This window comes from Faecalibacillus sp. H12 (assembly GCF_013361255.1).
GTDB lineage: Bacteria > Bacillota_I > Bacilli_A > Erysipelotrichales > Coprobacillaceae > Faecalibacillus > Faecalibacillus intestinalis.
Genome location: NZ_JABWDK010000004.1, coordinates 13,575 through 29,944 on the forward strand (window position 1 = coordinate 13,575; position 16,370 = coordinate 29,944).

Annotated in this window: 15 protein-coding genes; all 15 read left to right on the forward strand. The window is 29.9% G+C overall.

Annotated features, from left to right (window positions below):
• Positions 1 to 64 precede the first annotated feature (64 nt).
• The 15 genes from HUU89_RS05350 (at position 65) to HUU89_RS05420 (ending at position 16,362) form a co-directional block, all read left to right on the forward strand.
• Entirely contained in the window at positions 65 to 1,897 is a 1,833-nt protein-coding gene (locus HUU89_RS05350; protein ID WP_175301180.1) for a YgiQ family radical SAM protein, read from the forward strand.
• On the forward strand, positions 1,894 to 2,808 hold the full coding sequence (locus HUU89_RS05355) for an alpha/beta fold hydrolase (protein WP_175301181.1): 915 nt from the start codon (positions 1,894 to 1,896) through the stop codon (positions 2,806 to 2,808). The genes HUU89_RS05350 and HUU89_RS05355 overlap by 4 nt, the downstream gene beginning before the upstream one ends.
• Before the next feature lie 122 nt (positions 2,809 to 2,930).
• On the forward strand, positions 2,931 to 4,304 hold the full coding sequence (locus HUU89_RS05360) for a glycine--tRNA ligase (protein WP_175301182.1): 1,374 nt from the start codon (positions 2,931 to 2,933) through the stop codon (positions 4,302 to 4,304).
• Between the two features lie 14 nt (positions 4,305 to 4,318).
• Entirely contained in the window at positions 4,319 to 6,070 is a 1,752-nt protein-coding gene (gene dnaG, locus HUU89_RS05365) for a DNA primase (RefSeq protein WP_175301183.1), read from the forward strand.
• 3 nt (positions 6,071 to 6,073) lie between these two features.
• Positions 6,074 to 7,315, forward strand: a complete 1,242-nt coding sequence (gene rpoD / locus HUU89_RS05370) for an RNA polymerase sigma factor RpoD (protein ID WP_032091518.1) — start codon at positions 6,074 to 6,076, stop codon at positions 7,313 to 7,315.
• A complete protein-coding gene (locus HUU89_RS05375) occupies positions 7,315 to 8,004 on the forward strand; it encodes a tRNA (adenine(22)-N(1))-methyltransferase (RefSeq protein WP_175301184.1) in 690 nt (229 codons plus the stop codon). Before rpoD ends, HUU89_RS05375 begins: the two co-directional genes overlap by 1 nt.
• Positions 7,991 to 8,749 (forward strand): Nif3-like dinuclear metal center hexameric protein, encoded by a 759-nt coding sequence (locus HUU89_RS05380; protein ID WP_147579913.1) that lies wholly within the window; start codon positions 7,991 to 7,993, stop codon positions 8,747 to 8,749. The genes HUU89_RS05375 and HUU89_RS05380 overlap by 14 nt, the downstream gene beginning before the upstream one ends.
• 206 nt (positions 8,750 to 8,955) lie before the next feature.
• Entirely contained in the window at positions 8,956 to 9,267 is a 312-nt protein-coding gene (locus HUU89_RS05385) for a metalloprotease family protein (RefSeq protein WP_175301185.1), read from the forward strand.
• A 311-nt stretch (positions 9,268 to 9,578) separates the two neighbouring features.
• A complete protein-coding gene (pyk, locus tag HUU89_RS05390; RefSeq protein ID WP_119363088.1) occupies positions 9,579 to 11,009 on the forward strand; it encodes a pyruvate kinase in 1,431 nt (476 codons plus the stop codon).
• Positions 11,010 to 11,117: 108 nt separating this feature from the next.
• Entirely contained in the window at positions 11,118 to 12,092 is a 975-nt protein-coding gene (gene bsh, locus HUU89_RS05395; RefSeq protein WP_032091514.1) for a choloylglycine hydrolase, read from the forward strand.
• A 164-nt stretch (positions 12,093 to 12,256) separates the two neighbouring features.
• Positions 12,257 to 13,564, forward strand: coding sequence for an electron transport complex subunit RsxC (gene rsxC / locus HUU89_RS05400; protein ID WP_119363090.1), 1,308 nt, complete (start codon positions 12,257 to 12,259; stop codon positions 13,562 to 13,564).
• 9 nt (positions 13,565 to 13,573) lie between these two features.
• Positions 13,574 to 14,491, forward strand: a complete 918-nt coding sequence (locus tag HUU89_RS05405; protein WP_175301186.1) for an RnfABCDGE type electron transport complex subunit D — start codon at positions 13,574 to 13,576, stop codon at positions 14,489 to 14,491.
• Entirely contained in the window at positions 14,488 to 15,090 is a 603-nt protein-coding gene (locus HUU89_RS05410; RefSeq protein WP_119363092.1) for an RnfABCDGE type electron transport complex subunit G, read from the forward strand. The genes HUU89_RS05405 and HUU89_RS05410 overlap by 4 nt, the downstream gene beginning before the upstream one ends.
• 4 nt (positions 15,091 to 15,094) lie before the next feature.
• Positions 15,095 to 15,793, forward strand: coding sequence for an electron transport complex subunit RsxE (gene rsxE, locus HUU89_RS05415; RefSeq protein ID WP_052011134.1), 699 nt, complete (start codon positions 15,095 to 15,097; stop codon positions 15,791 to 15,793).
• Entirely contained in the window at positions 15,790 to 16,362 is a 573-nt protein-coding gene (locus tag HUU89_RS05420) for an electron transport complex protein RnfA (RefSeq protein ID WP_032091510.1), read from the forward strand. Before rsxE ends, HUU89_RS05420 begins: the two co-directional genes overlap by 4 nt.
• The last annotated feature ends 8 nt before the right edge of the window (positions 16,363 to 16,370 follow it).

A 16,370-nucleotide genomic window follows, 5' to 3' on the forward strand; every position in this document is an offset into this window, starting at 1 on the left:
TTTGTCTTTTTTTATAAACATATTTTGACTATAATAGAAACAAAAGTAAGGGGAGGATTTATAGATGGGACAATTTTTACCGATAAATAGAAAAGAAATGGAAGAAAGAGGATGGCAAGAGGTAGATTTTGTCTATATTTGTGGTGATGCTTATGTAGATCACCCTTCATTTGGAGCAGCTATTATTTGTCGTACATTAGAAGCAAATGGTTTTAAGGTTGCTTTTTTATCGCAACCAGATTGGCATAAGGTAGAAGAATTTAGGCAATTTGGGAAACCTCGTTTGGGTTTTTTAATTTCTTCAGGAAATATTGATTCAATGGTCAATCACTATACTGTTTCTAAAAAAAGAAGACATAAAGATTCTTATACATCAGGTGGTGAAGGTTTTAAAAGACCAGATAGGGCGGTTATTGTTTATAGTCAAATGGCAAGACAAGCATTTCCTGATGCTAATATTTTAATTGGAGGAATTGAAGCTTCTCTTAGACGTTTAGCTCATTATGATTATTGGAGTGATAAGGTTAGAAAATCGATTATTATTGATGCTAATGCAGATTTATTAATGTTTGGAATGGGAGAAAACAGTATTATTGAAGTTGCAGAAGCATTAGATAGTGGATTAGATATTAAATATTTAACGTATTTAGATGGAACAGTTTATAAAACAAAAAATATCGATGATTTAAATGAAGCTGATTATATAATGCTTCCTAGTTACGAAGAAATTACAACATCTAAAAGAAAATACGCTGAATCTTTCCAAAAACAATATTTAAATACCGATCATTATAATGCTAAAATCTTAGTTGAACCTTATCAAGGATGGTATGTGGTTCAAAATAAACCGAATAGACCACTTACCCAAAGAGAATTCGATAGAGCTTATGGTTATGATTACAATCGTGATTATCATCCAAGTTATCAACACGTTCCAGCTATTGATGAAGTTAAATTCTCACTTATTTCAAATAGAGGGTGTTTTGGATCATGTAATTTCTGTGCTTTAGCGTTCCATCAAGGAAGAATTATTCAAGCAAGAAGTCATGAATCAATTATTGCAGAAGCTAATAAAATGGTTTGGGATCCAAGTTTTAAAGGATACATTCATGATGTTGGTGGACCAACAGCTAACTTTAGAGATACTGCTTGTGATAAACAAAAAACCAAAGGGGCTTGTCCTACAAAACAATGTTTATGGCCAGAACCTTGTAAAAATTTAAAAGTTGATCATGAAGATTATTTATCATTACTTACAAAATTAAGACAGCTTCCAAACGTTAAAAAAGTTTTCGTACGTTCAGGAATTCGTTACGATTATCTCATGTATGATAAAAATGATCATTTCTTTGAAGAACTTGTTCAACATCATATTTCAGGACAATTAAAAGTTGCCCCTGAACATATCAGTAATCATGCTTTAGACAAGATGGGCAAACCAAGACGTGGGCTTTACGAAAAATTTGTTGATAAATATTATCGTATTAATGAAAAATATAATAAAAAACAATTCTTAGTGCCTTATTTAATGTCCTCTCATCCAGGATGCCGTTTAGAAGATGCTATCGAACTGGCAGAATATTTAAGAGATATTCATCATCAACCAGAACAAGTACAAGATTTTTATCCAACACCTGGAACGCTTTCAACAACGATGTATTATACAGGGTTGGATCCTCGTGATATGACACCTGTTTATGTTCCAAAAGATCCTAAAGAAAAAGCGATGCAAAGAGCCTTGATTCAATATAAGAATCCTAAAAACTATGACCTTGTATATGAAGCCTTGATCAAAGCTAATCGAAAAGATTTGATTGGATTTGGTAAAAAATGCCTAATTAAACCACGTACAAAAAGGCAAAACTATAACAGATCTTATACAAGGGGGCATAAATGATGAAACTTACAGAAACGTATACCTCCTTAACACAAACACATATTAAATTTGATATTTATCAACCAAATGTGATATTAAGATATAAGGGAATCATTCAACTTCATCATGGATTATGTGAACATTCAGACCGTTATCAAAAATTTGCGGAATATTTAAGTCATGAAGGTTTTATTGTAGTCGTGCCTGATTTTCCTGGGCATGGTACATCACTTTATCATTTTGAACAAGGCTATTTTGGAAGCGGAAATGCTCTTGATACTTTGATTGAAGATATGCAACGTTTAAGACATATTATCGCTAAAAGATATGAAGACCTTCCTTATTTTATGATTGGTGTTGATTTTGGTTCGCTTGTATTACTTAAATATGCCATGACGTATGGAGATTATATTAATGGAATGATTTTGCTTGGAACATGTCTGAAAAATAATTTTTATTATCGTATGAAAACGATTGTTGATTTAAATATTTTACTACATGGACCAATGTATCGTTCAAGAGTCATTAAAAGAGCGGTTGATTTATTTTTACAAAAAAATTTAAATGGTTGTTATAAAATGAGTAATCAAAAAGAAGTACAGCTTTATCAAGAAAATCCTTTAAGTGATTTTGTTTATACAAATCAAGCCTATCATGATATATTGGAATACATAAAATATGTAAGTGATGAAGATCATCTAAAACATATACCTGATTATTTACCTGTTTATTTATTATCAGGTGGTTTTGATAATCTTACTAAAAATGGAAAAGATACTATAAAACTTTATCAAATATTAAAAGGAAATGGTCTAAAAGATCTCCAATATAAGATTTATGATAATAAAAGACAAGATATTTTACATGATAATAATTATCGAGATGTCTATCATGATATTATGCATTGGTTAGACGAAAGAACCTATATATAGTACCCTTATAGTTGGTTGACAAATATCCACTATAAGGGTATTTTATTTGTATGCGAAAAAAAGATAGAAGACTTGGAAAGCCAAGTCTTTATTCATTTATATCGTAAAAAAAGGAGAAAATTATGGCAACTAAAGATATGGATAAATTAGTAAATCATGCAAAATCAACAGGTTTTGTATATCAAGGTTCAGAAATCTATGATGGACTAGCAAATACTTGGGATTATGGACCATTAGGGGTTGAAATGAAAAATAACATTAAACGTTTATGGTGGAAAAGATTCATTCAAGAATCTCCTTATAACGTTGGTTTAGATTCAGCTATTTTCATGAATCCAAAGGTATGGGAAGCTTCAGGACATGTTGGTGGTTTCTCTGATCCGTTAATTGACTGTAAAGAATGTAAAACAAGACATCGTGCAGATAAATTGATTGAAGCATATGATCCTTCTGTACATAGTGAAGGTTGGTCTAATGAACAAACAATGTCTTATATTAAAGAACATAATATTGTTTGTCCTAACTGTGGAAAAAGTAATTTCACTGATGTTAGACAATTTAAATTAATGTTTGAAACACATATGGGTGTTGTTGAAGATGATAAATCTGTTGTTTATTTACGTCCAGAAACTGCACAAGGAATCTTTGTAAACTTTAAAAATATTCAAAGAACTTCTCGTAAAAAAGTACCATTTGGCATTGGTCAAATTGGTAAATCATTCAGAAATGAAATTACACCAGGTAACTTTATTTTTAGAACAAGAGAATTTGAACAAATGGAATTAGAATTCTTCTGTAAACCAGATACTGATTTAGAATGGTTTGATTATTGGAAAGCTTATTGTAAAAAATTCTTATTAGACTTAGGATTAAAAGAAGAAAATTTAAAATTCAGAGATCATGAAAAAGAAGAATTATCTTTCTATTCTAAGGCTACATGTGATGTTGAATATAAATTCCCATTTGGATGGGGTGAATTATGGGGTATTGCTGATCGTACTGATTATGACTTATCTCGTCATATGGAACATTCTAAAAAATCTTTAGAATATTTAGATCCTCAAACAAATGAAAAATATATTCCATATGTTATTGAACCATCTGTAGGGGCAGACCGTTTATTCTTATCTATTTTCTGTGATAGTTATCAAGAAGAAACATTAGAAAATGGAGATACAAGAACAGTGATGAAATTACATCCTGCCATTGCTCCATATAAAGTAGCAGTTTTACCACTTACTAAAAAACAAAGTGAAAAAGCTGAAGAAGTTTATGCAACACTTGCTAAACATTTCTCTGTTGAATTTGATGTTGCAGGTCAAATTGGTAAAAGATATCGTCGTCAAGATGCTATTGGAACACCATATTGTGTAACTGTTGATTTTGATACAATGGAAGATAATGCTGTTACTGTTCGTGATAGAGATACAATGGAACAAGTACGTTTACCAATTGATCAATTAGTAGATTATATTCAAGATAAAATTACTTTCTAATAAAGGAGATCATTATGCCAAGACTTTCAAATGAAAAAATCAATGAAATAAGACAAAGCGTTGATATCGTTGATGTTATTGGCAATTATCTTCCTTTAGAAAGAAGAGGACGTAATTATTTAGCAAGGTGCCCATTTCACAATGATGATCATCCATCAATGTCTGTTTCACCTGAAAAGCAGATCTATAGATGTTTTGTATGTTCACACGGTGGAAATGTGTTTACTTTCTTACAAGATTACTTAAAAATTTCCTTTATGGAAGCTGTCAAAATGGTGGCTCAAATGGGAAATGTTGATTTAGGTGATTTTACATTTTATGAAGAAAAACCACATGTAAATCAAGAATTAGAACCATACTATTTAATGCATGAAGAAGCAAATCGTATTTATAAACATTATTTAACGACGAAGCTTGCTTTAGAAGCAAATAGTTATTTAAGTCAAAGACATTTATCTAAAGATATTATTGACTATTTTGAAATTGGTTATGCACCAGAACAAAATATTTTATTAAAGGCTTTTGAAAAATCTGGTTTTTCAAGAATGCAAGCTTATGAATCAGGACTTGTTATAGAATCTGGAGTAGGATACGATCGCTATTCCAATCGTATTATGTTTCCTTTACATAATAGTGAAGGACGTGTTGTTGGCTTTAGTGGTCGTATCTATCAAAAAAATCAAAAAGAATCTAAGTATATGAACTCTCCTGAATCTAAAATTTTTATTAAAGGAGAGACCTTATACAATTACCATCGTATAAAAAATGATGTTAGAAATGAAGGTAAAGTCATTATTCTAGAAGGTTTTATGGATGTAATAGCATTATATAAAGCGGGTATTAAAAATACTGTCGCAATTATGGGAACAGCTTTAACTTCACAACATTTAAAAATGTTAAAACGATTATCAAATGATATTGTTTTATGTCTTGATGGTGATCAAGCTGGGAAAAATGCGATGATAAAATGTGTGGATGCTTTAAATAATGAAGGATTTCATACATCAATCGTGGTTATTCCTGATGCAATGGATCCAGATGAATTTCTAGAAGCTAAAGGAAAAGATGAATTAATAGCACTCTTTAAAAATCCAATAAGTGCTGTTGAGTTTAAATTAAATTATTATTATGAACGTATCAATGTTGATAACTATGAAGATCGAAAAAATTATTTAGAATCCATGGTTAAAGTCATCATGCAATTGGATGATATTGTTGATCAAGATTATTATATTGGTCAACTTGAAAAAAAATCAGGATTTTCTAAAGAAACAATTCATCATTTAATGAGTCAACAAACTCTTGTAAAAAAACCAATACCTTTTAGACCAGTGACTTATGATCATGTTTCAAGATTGATTGATAAGTATCAAAAGGCTGAAAGAGATTTGTTATATTATATGATGCAGGATAAAAAGTATGCGATGCAATATGAAGCAAAAGCAGGCTATATGTATGATAAAGTTAATCGCTTAATTGCTTCCTATATTATTGATTATTATCGTCAGTACGTCATTTTAGAAGTTGCTGATTTGATTAATATGATTGATGATCAAGATATTGTTAAAAGAATTTTAGAAATATCATCTTTACATTTACCTCAATTAGAATCAAATCAAGCAATTGATGATTATATCAAAATAATACAAGAAAAACTTAAAATTGAACGAATTAAACAACTTGAACAGGAGCTATCACAAACATATGATCCTCGTCAACAAGCAAAAATTCTTCAAGAAATTATAGAATCAAAAGATAAGGAGTAAACTATGGCAAAGAAAAAAGTACAAGCAGTTTCATTTGATGATTTAAAAAAATTAGTTGTAAATGAAGCAAAAAACAATAACAATGTATTAACCCAAGAACAAATTGATGAATATTTAATGAATTATGATTTAAGTGATGAATTAGCAGAAGAATTACTTGAATATATTCAACAAAATCAAATTACTATTTCTGATGATGATTTAGATTCATTAGATGTAGATGATGATATGTTACTTGCAGGCGTTCCTGCAATGGATGATGATTTAGACCTTGATATAGATGATGCAGATGATACTCCTGATCTAGATTTTGATGGTGATTTCGATATGATGACAGGGGATACATTACATATGTATCAAGAACATGATGATGATAAAGAAAGCGAAAGCACTCAACTTGGAAGTAATGTTAAAATTAATGATCCTGTAAAAATGTATCTTAAAGAAATTGGGCGAGTTGAATTATTAAATCATGATCAAGAAATTGAATTAGCTAAAAGAATTCTTGAAGGAGATGAACAAGCTAAAAAAGAACTTGCTGCAGCAAACTTAAGATTAGTTGTTTCCATCGCTAAAAGATATGTTGGACGTGGAATGTTATTCTTAGATTTAATCCAAGAAGGAAACATGGGGTTAATTAAAGCAGTAGAAAAATTTGATTATACAAAAGGATTTAAATTCTCTACTTATGCGACTTGGTGGATTAGACAAGCAATTACACGTGCAATTGCCGATCAAGCCCGTACAATTCGTATTCCAGTACACATGGTAGAAACAATCAATAAATTAACACGTATTCAAAGACAATTAATTCAAGAATTAGGTAGAGAACCATCTGCTGAAGAAATTGCTGAAAAAATGGATGGTATGACACCTGAAAAAGTACGTGAAATTCAAAAAATTTCATTAGAACCCGTTTCATTAGAAACACCAATTGGTGAAGAAGATGATTCACATTTAGGTGATTTTATTGAAGATGAAGGAGCAATGTCTCCAGATGATTATGCTGCTAATGAATTATTAAAAGATGAATTGAATGATGTTTTATTAGAACTTACAGATCGTGAAGAAAAAGTATTAAGACTTCGTTTTGGTTTGGATGATGGAAGAACAAGAACTCTTGAAGAAGTTGGGCGTGAATTTAACGTTACACGTGAACGTATTCGTCAAATTGAAGCAAAAGCATTAAGAAAATTAAAACATCCATCTCGTTCTAAAAGATTAAAGGATTTCTTAGATCGTTAATGAAACTATCAAAAAGATTAGAATTACTTGCTTATTTGGTAGAAAAACATAAAAAAGGAAATATCTTGGCAGATATTGGAACAGATCATGCTTATTTGCCATGTTATTTAATTGAAAAAAATATTATAGATAAAGCTTATGCCTGTGATGTCGCAAAAGGTCCTTTTGCGGCGTCACTTTCTACTATTAGGCAATATCATTTCGAAGAAAATGTTGAAGCTTTATTAGGAGATGGATTAGATCCTATTCTTGATAAAAAAGTTGATATGGTAACGATTGCTGGAATGGGATCATTTCTAATTGTAGAAATATTAGAAAAAAATAAAGCGTATTTAAACAAAGTTAAACAATTCTATTTACAACCTAACGCTAATACGGATCATCTAAGAAAATACTTATTTAAAAATCATTTTAAAATTATTGATGAAAAGATAATTAAAGATGGTCATCATGTTTATGAAATGATGGTTGTAGAAAATACAAATCAAGATATTCAATATAATCAAGAAGATATGATGTTTGGTCCAGTTTTAAGAAAAAATAAAGATGAATTATTTATTCGTTATTGGCAAAAACAATATCAAACATATTTAAAGATTATGAAAGATTTGCCATCAAATCATCCAAGATATTTAGAATTAGAAAAACAAAAACAATTAATTGAAGGTGAACTTAATGAAAGCTTATGAAATTATGAATCATTTGGAGAAATATTTTCCTTTAAATCTTCAAATGGATTTTGATTGCTGTGGCCTACAAATTGGAAGTAGAGAAAAGGAAGTTAAAAAAGTTTATATTGCTTTAAACGCTGATAATGAAACATTACAAGCCTGTATTGAAAATAATTGTCAAATGTTAATTACACATCATCCTTTTTTATTAGAAAAAATAAAAAACCTGGATACATCTTTACATCAAGGAAAATTTATTGAAAGAGCTATTAAACATGGCATTGTTGTTTATAGCTTACATACATGTTTAGATAGAGGACAAAATGGGATTTCCATGAATGATTGGTTGATTCAAAAATTAGGTGTTCATGATGTTGCTTGTTATGATCATTATGAAGTAGGAAAGAAAGCTACTTTAAATCAAGCAATGGAAGGACAAGATTTTATAGAATATGTAAAAGATAAATTTCATTTGCAACATTTAAAATATAGTAAAAATACAAATAAAATGATACATACAATTGCTATTTGTGGGGGAAGTGCAGCAGACGACTTAGAAATTCTTACTGGTCAAGTAGATTGTTATATTACAGGTGATACTAAATATCGTCATGCTAAATATGCTATTGATCATGATTGTTTATTAATTGATCCGGGTCATCATTTAGAAGTTATAATTGAAGAAAAACTTCCTGAATTATTAGAAGATTTACCAATTCAAATACAAATTCACGAAAGTCTTGATTATTTTAAATATGAATAAAACTCTTGGGATGACTCAAGAGTTTTTTCATATTTGATAGGCTATAAGAAAGGAGCTTTATTATGAAATTACATTATCAAGGAAAATATAATTTAGATCCTTAAATATTACCGAAAATAAAACATCAACCCAATGCTGTAAAATTTAAAGAAGTCAGTTCGTCCAAAGAATTTGCTGTTATTGCTAATACAATAGGACTTGTATTAATGGTCATCTTATCTATTCCTATTCTTTTAGTATATAAAAATGATTTACTGCTTTATTTTGATGATATGATGCTTGCTTTTATTTTTCCAATTTTAACAATGTTTCCTCATGAGCTTTTACATGCCCTTTGTTTTAAAGAAGACGTTTATCTTTATACAAATTTTAAACAAGGAATGGTTTTTGTTTTAGGAACTGAAACAATGAGTAAAAAAAGATTTATTTTTATGTCTCTTCTATCAAATTTAGTTTTTGGTTTTCTTCCTTACTGCTTATCTTTTCTAGGAACTAAATATTTGATGTTTGCTTTATAGGGAGTTATTGCTGTAGCGATGGGAGCAGGAGATTATTATAATGTTTTCAATGCTCTTACACAAATGCCTAAAGGAGCTAGAACCTATTTATATCAGATGAATTCTTATTGGTATATACCTGAAAATAAATAAAAATAAGTTTCAAAAAATTAATTTATTTTATTTTATCTTTTTTTGTAACTCTTTTTTCATAAAATAATGAAAGAAAAAATATTTTTTAAGTGGATGTGCTTACATTGATTTTATGCATTGTTATCTTAAAAAAATAGGTTTATACTAAAAGATGTAGAGAGTAAAGGAAGGCAAGAATTATGAACAAAAACGAGATTATGTCAAAAACAAAAATTGTATGTACTATTGGACCAGCTTCAGAAAGTAAAGAAATGCTTACTAAATTAGTAAAAGCTGGAATGAATGTCATGAGATTAAACTTTTCTCATGGAACTCATGAAGAACATGAAGAAAAAATCAATACTTTATTAGAAATTAATAAAGAATTATCGACAAATGTTGCTATTTTATTAGATACAAAAGGACCTGAAATTAGAACTGGTGATTTTGTTGGTGGAAAAACAACTTTTAAAAAAGGACAAACTTCAACTATTTGTGTAGAAGATATTGAAGGAACAAGTGAAAGATTTACAATTACTTATAAAGATTTATATAAAGATGTTAAACCAGGTGGTTTCATCTTAGTAAACGATGGTCAAGTTGAATTATTAGTTGATCATATTGAAGGAACAGATATTGTTTGTGTTGCAGCAAATGATGGAGAAGTAAAAAATAAACGTGGAATCAATGTTCCAGGAATTAAATTAGGATTTGATTATTTATCACCTAAAGATATTTCAGATTTAACATTTGGTGCAAATCAACCTTTTGACTATGTTGCTGCTTCATTCTGTCGTAGAGCACAAGATATTATTGATATTAAAAAATTATTAATTGAAAATGGTAGAAATGATATTCAAATTTTAGCGAAGATTGAAAATCAAGAAGGTGTTGAAAACGTTGATGAAATTCTTGATATTGCTGATGGTATCATGGTTGCTCGTGGTGACTTAGGTGTAGAAGTTCCTGCTGAAGATGTCCCACTTATTCAAAAATCAATTATTAAAAAATGTAAACAACGTGGTAAAATCGTTATTACTGCCACTCAAATGTTAGAAAGTATGCAACAAAATCCAAGACCAACACGTGCGGAAGTATCTGACGTGGCTAATGCGATTTATGATGGTACAGATGCAATTATGTTATCTGGTGAATCTGCAAGTGGATTATATCCTCAAGAAGCAGTTTTAATGATGTCAAAAATTGCTCATAAGATTGAATCTAGTTTAGATTATCAAAGCTTACAAAGACAAGCCATTCGTACAGCACCAGATGATACAAGCGAAGCTATTTGTATGTCTGTTGCAGAAATTGCTTATAAATTCAATGTAGCAGCAATTATTGCCTTTACAGAATCTGGATTTACAGCTCGTAAAATGGCTCGTTATCGTACAAAATCTCGTATTATTGCTGCAACTCCATCACTTAAAACTGTTAAAGCTTTAGCTTTAAACTGGGGTGTTAAAGCAGTACCTTGTAAACAATTAAACTCACGTATTTCAATGATTGATTATGCAAGTATTATTGCTAGAGAAAATGGTGTAAAACCTGGTCAAAAAATCTTAGTTACTGGTGGAACACCAGGAGTTAAAGGTGCAACAAGCTATTTAGAACTTGTAGAAGTTAAATAATATTCGAAATACACTCTTAGGAGTGTTTTTCTTTTCTAATTCATAAAGATGAAATAAATGGGTTATACTATATAATAGCAAAACAATGAAAAGAAAGAGAGATTTTATATGTGTACAGCAGCAACTTATCAAACAAAAGATTTTTATATGGGTAGAACTTTGGATTATGAATTTTCCTATGGTGAAAAAATAGCTATTATGCCGAGAAACTATCCTTTACAATATAGACATGGATCAAAAAATATTGAACATTATGCCATGATTGGTATGGCTCATGTATTAGATGAATATCCTTTATATTATGACGCTGTTAATGAAAAAGGTTTAGGAATGGCAGGATTAAATTTTGTCGGAAATGCTTGTTATCAAGAGGTTAAAGAAGGAGCAGTCAACGTTGCTCAATATGAATTCATTCCTTGGGTTTTAAGTCAATGTGCAACGCTTAAAGAAGCCAAACAACTTATTCAAACAATCAATTTAGTGAAGACACCTTATAACGAACATTTACCAGCCGCATCATTACATTGGATCATTGCAGATCAAAGTGGATGTATAACTGTTGAGTCAGTCGAAGAAGGATTAAAAATCTATGAAAATCCAGTCGGTGTTCTTGCAAACAATCCCTCATTTGATAAACAATTATTTAATTTAAATAATTATATGTCTTTATCACCTAAACAACCACAAAATTATTTTTCTAAACAACTAGATTTAAAATCCTATTCTAGAGGAATGGGAGCTCTTGGATTACCTGGTGATTTATCTTCAATGTCACGTTTTGTAAGAGTTGCATTTACTAAAATGAACGGACAATCAAAAGATAATGAAAGAGATAGTGTTAACCAATTTTTCCATATTTTAGGTTCTGTAGAACAACAAAGAGGGTGTTGTGAAGTAGATGATGGAAAATATGAAATTACGATTTATACGTCATGTTGGAATAGTCAAAAGGGAATCTATTATTATACAACATATAATAGAAGACAAATTACTGCCGTTAATATGCATAAAGTAAATTTAGATGGTCAACATCTTACTAGTTACCCAATGCTAGATGATGAAGAATTTTATGAACAAAATTAGTATTTTTAAGATAGCGAAAGCTATCTTTTTTTTATATTTAAATGTGATTAAAATCACATAAATTTCATATATTTCAAAGAAAACAAGTTAATTTTTTAACTTGTTGTAAACGCTTTCAATTTGAAAATAATAGGACTAAAATAGGGTTAAAGGGGATGGAAGTTATGAGTTTAAAATCATTTATTGGAGGCATACATCCAAAAGATCAAAAACAATATACAAAGGATTTGCCTATTATTAAAATAAAAGCAAGTGATGAAGTTGTATTTCCTTTAAAACAACATATTGGTGCACCTTGTCAACCAATTGTTAAAGTAAAAGATGAGATAAAAGTTGGGCAAGTTATTGCTTGTAGTGATGCTTTTGTTTCAAGTCCTATTATTTCTTCAGTTTCAGGTGTAGTAAAAAAAATAGAAGAAAGAATGGATGTCAGTGGGAAAATGCAAGAATCAATTGTTATTGCTAATGATGGATTATATCAAAAAGTTGAAAATAATAATAATAAACAAGAATTAACTTATGAAGAAAAAATTGAAAGAATTAAGGCAGCAGGTATAGTTGGTCTAGGAGGAGCAGGGTTTCCTACACATGTAAAATTATCTGTTAAAGATCCAAATCAAGTTCAATATTATATTGTTAATGGTGCGGAATGTGAACCCTATCTTACAAGTGATTATCGCTTGATGCTTGAAAAAACAGATGAACTAATAGCAGGAATTCATGTTTTATTAGAAATGTTTCCAAAAGCTCTTTGTTATATTGCCATTGAAGATAATAAAAAAAAGGCTATTCATTTATTAAAAGAAAAGTGTAAAGATGAAAAAAGAATTGCTGTGAAAGAACTAAAAACAAAATATCCTCAAGGTGGAGAAAGAATGCTTGTTAAGGTTTTAACAGGAAAGACATTAAATTCTAAAATGCTTCCTTTAGATGTAGGATGTATTGTTGATAATGTAGCAACAGTGATTGCTATTAATCAAGCGGTTCGTTATAATCAACCTTTAATTTCTAAAGTAATGACGATTTCGGGTGATGGAATAACACCTAGCAATATTGAAGTTCCTATAGGAACGAGTTTTAAACGGATCGTTGAACAATTAGGAGGTTTCAAATCTGAAGTTCAAAAACTTATTTGTGGAGGTCCAATGATGGGAAGCGCCCTTATTCATTTAGATATACCTGTAACTAAGACATCAAGTTCTTTACTTGCACTTGTACAAGATGAAGTATCCCTTTTTGAACCTTCTGCATGTATTCGTTGTGGTCGATGTAAAGACGTGTGTCCGAGTTTATTAGTTCCTCAAAAACTTTATCAAATAGCAACAAAAAATGATACAGAAGCCTTTATTTTAAATGGTGGAATGGAATGTATAGAATGTGGTTGTTGTAGCTATACATGTCCAGCAAAAAGAAATATGACACAGGCATTTAAGAAGATGAAATATTTAGTCTCTGTTAATAAAAGAAAGTAGGTGTTATTCATGAATCAATTACTACATGTTTCTGCTTCACCGCATATTAAAGATCGTGTTACAACATCTTCTATTATGTTAGATGTCATTATTGCTTTAATACCAGCTACTTTATTTGGAATTATTCAATTTAAAATAAATGCTTTATTGATTATTGTAACAACGATAACAACATGTGTTTTAGCAGAATATTTATATGAACGTTTTATGAAAAAAACAATTACCATCAAAGATCTATCAGCAGTTGTCACAGGACTTATTCTTGCTTTAAATTTACCATCAACAGTTCCTTTATGGCTTCCTGTTATTGGTGGTCTCTTTGCTATTATTGTGGTTAAACAATTTTATGGAGGATTAGGACAAAATTTTATGAATCCAGCGTTAGCTGCAAGATGTTTTTTATTGATTTCCTTTACTGGAAGAATGACAAATTTTGTATTTGATGGGATGACTTCATCAACGCCACTTGCAATTTTAAAAAATGGAGAAAGCTTTGATTTAATAAGGATGTTTATTGGAAATACTGTTGGAACAATTGGAGAAACTTCTGCAATTGCACTTTTAATAGGTGCAATGTATTTGATTGTTAAAAAAGTTATTAAAGTAACCATTCCTTTAACATATCTTTTAACATTTTCTATTTTTACATTGATTTTATCACCATGTCCTTTTGATGCTTATTATTTAGCTTGTGAGTTATGTGGTGGAGGTTTGATCTTTGGTGCCTTTTTCATGGCTACTGATTATGTAACAAGCCCAATGGATCAAAAAGGACAACTTATTTATGGTATTTTATTAGGTGTATTAACAGGATTATTTCGTTTTTTTGGAACAAGTGCAGAAGGTGTTTCTTATGCCATTATTATTTCTAATTTATTAGTACCATTAATTGATAAACTCACATTAAAAGGTGGTGTTGTCAAATGAAAAAAATAATAAAAGATATTTTAATTTTGTGCGTGATTACTATTATTTGCGGAGGACTTCTTGGTTATGTTTATCAAATAACAAAGAATCCTATTCAACACCAATCACAACAAAGTAAACAAGATGCTTATTTAAAAGTGATGAAAGAAGCAACTTCTTTTAAAGCTTATAAAGAAAATGATATCAAAAAATTATCTAAAAAGCTTAAAGGGGATTATGGTAAAAATGGTCTTGAAATAGAAAATGCTTTAAAAGCATATCATCAAAAACAAACTATCGGTTATATTATTCAAGTGATTGATCATGATGGTTTTGGTGGTGATATTGAAATCATTATTGGTATCAACCTTCAAAAAGAAATTACAGGAGTTGAAATTTTATCAATTGATGAAACAGTAGGACTTGGAATGAATGCTAAAAATGAAGAGTTTAGAAATCAGTATGTAGGGAAAAAAGTAGATCATTTCCAAGTCGTTAAAAATGGTAAACAAAATGAAGATGAAGTAGATTCTTTATCAGGAGCAACCATTACTTCTAAAGCAATGACAAATGGAATCAATGGAGCCTTAGATTTTTATGATTTATTGAAAGGAAGATGAAAATATGAAGAAATATTTAAAACCTTTATATAATGGAATCATTAAAGAAAATCCTACCTTTGTATTAATGCTTGGTATGTGCCCAACTCTTGCGGTTACAACTTCAGCAATGAATGGAATGGGAATGGGACTTACGACGATGGCGGTTTTAATTATGTCGAATTTTGTTATTTCAGCACTTAGAAATATTATTCCTAGTCGTATGCGTATTCCTGCTTATATTGTCATTGTTGCTTCTCTTGTTACAGTTGTACAATTATTATTACAAGGATATATTCCATCTTTATATGATACACTTGGTATTTATATTCCTTTAATTGTTGTCAATTGTATTATTTTAGGAAGAGCAGAAGCTTTTGCTTCTAAAAATAATCCACTTTTATCAATTATGGATGGTCTTGGTATGGGGCTTGGTTTTACTTTTGCTTTAACTTGTATAGGTTTAGTAAGAGAAATATTGGGTGCAGGAACATTCTTTTCAATGTCATTACCAATTTCATTTGAGCCAATAACGATTTTTGTGATGGCACCAGGAGCATTCTTTATACTTGCTTTGCTAACAGCTATTCAAAATAAATTAAAATTACCTAGTGCAACGAATGTTTCTCATTCATCTTTAAAGTGTGGGGGAGATTGTATGCATTGTCACGGTAATCAATGTCAAATAAATAAATCTTTGTTAAAGGAGGATCCTGAAAAATGAAAACACTTATTTTAACACTGATTAGTGTTTCTTTAGTTAATAATGTCGTTTTATCGCAGTTTTTAGGGTTATGTCCATTTTTAGGCGTTTCAAAACAAACCAAAACCGCAATGTCTATGGGTGGTGCAGTTATTTTTGTAATTACAATTGCGTCAGCTGTAACTCATTTGTTGTATCGTTTACTTGTTTTGTTACATGTTGAATATTTAGAAACAGTCGCTTTTATTTTAATTATTGCAGCACTTGTTCAATTTGTAGAACTCTTTTTAAAAAAATATTTTCCACCTTTATATAATTCATTAGGTGTTTATTTACCTCTTATTACAACCAACTGTGCTGTTTTAGGTGTTGCCTTAACAAATGTACAAAATAATTATGATTTTGTAACAAGTGTTGTAGCCGGTTTTGGGACAGCTTTAGGATTTACAATTTCAATTACAATTTTAGCAGGAATAAGAGAAAGAATTGCCGATAATGATATTCCTCATGTTTTACAAGGCTCACCAATTGTTTTAATTACAGCAGGTTTGATGGCTATTGCCTTTATTGGCTTTTCAGGCTTGATTTAAGGAGGAAA

What these genes read in the sequence shown, in the direction of transcription:
- HUU89_RS05350 (WP_175301180.1), top strand. Translation starts at nt 65, where the DNA reads ATGGGACAATTTTTACCGATAAATAGAAAAGAAATGGAAGAAAGAGGA.
- HUU89_RS05355 (WP_175301181.1), top strand. Translation starts at nt 1,894, where the DNA reads ATGATGAAACTTACAGAAACGTATACCTCCTTAACACAAACACATATT.
- HUU89_RS05360 (WP_175301182.1), top strand. Translation starts at nt 2,931, where the DNA reads ATGGCAACTAAAGATATGGATAAATTAGTAAATCATGCAAAATCAACA.
- dnaG (WP_175301183.1), top strand. Translation starts at nt 4,319, where the DNA reads ATGCCAAGACTTTCAAATGAAAAAATCAATGAAATAAGACAAAGCGTT.
- rpoD (WP_032091518.1), top strand. Translation starts at nt 6,074, where the DNA reads ATGGCAAAGAAAAAAGTACAAGCAGTTTCATTTGATGATTTAAAAAAA.
- HUU89_RS05375 (WP_175301184.1), top strand. Translation starts at nt 7,315, where the DNA reads ATGAAACTATCAAAAAGATTAGAATTACTTGCTTATTTGGTAGAAAAA.
- HUU89_RS05380 (WP_147579913.1), top strand. Translation starts at nt 7,991, where the DNA reads ATGAAAGCTTATGAAATTATGAATCATTTGGAGAAATATTTTCCTTTA.
- HUU89_RS05385 (WP_175301185.1), top strand. Translation starts at nt 8,956, where the DNA reads ATGGTCATCTTATCTATTCCTATTCTTTTAGTATATAAAAATGATTTA.
- pyk (WP_119363088.1), top strand. Translation starts at nt 9,579, where the DNA reads ATGAACAAAAACGAGATTATGTCAAAAACAAAAATTGTATGTACTATT.
- bsh (WP_032091514.1), top strand. Translation starts at nt 11,118, where the DNA reads ATGTGTACAGCAGCAACTTATCAAACAAAAGATTTTTATATGGGTAGA.
- rsxC (WP_119363090.1), top strand. Translation starts at nt 12,257, where the DNA reads ATGAGTTTAAAATCATTTATTGGAGGCATACATCCAAAAGATCAAAAA.
- HUU89_RS05405 (WP_175301186.1), top strand. Translation starts at nt 13,574, where the DNA reads ATGAATCAATTACTACATGTTTCTGCTTCACCGCATATTAAAGATCGT.
- HUU89_RS05410 (WP_119363092.1), top strand. Translation starts at nt 14,488, where the DNA reads ATGAAAAAAATAATAAAAGATATTTTAATTTTGTGCGTGATTACTATT.
- rsxE (WP_052011134.1), top strand. Translation starts at nt 15,095, where the DNA reads ATGAAGAAATATTTAAAACCTTTATATAATGGAATCATTAAAGAAAAT.
- HUU89_RS05420 (WP_032091510.1), top strand. Translation starts at nt 15,790, where the DNA reads ATGAAAACACTTATTTTAACACTGATTAGTGTTTCTTTAGTTAATAAT.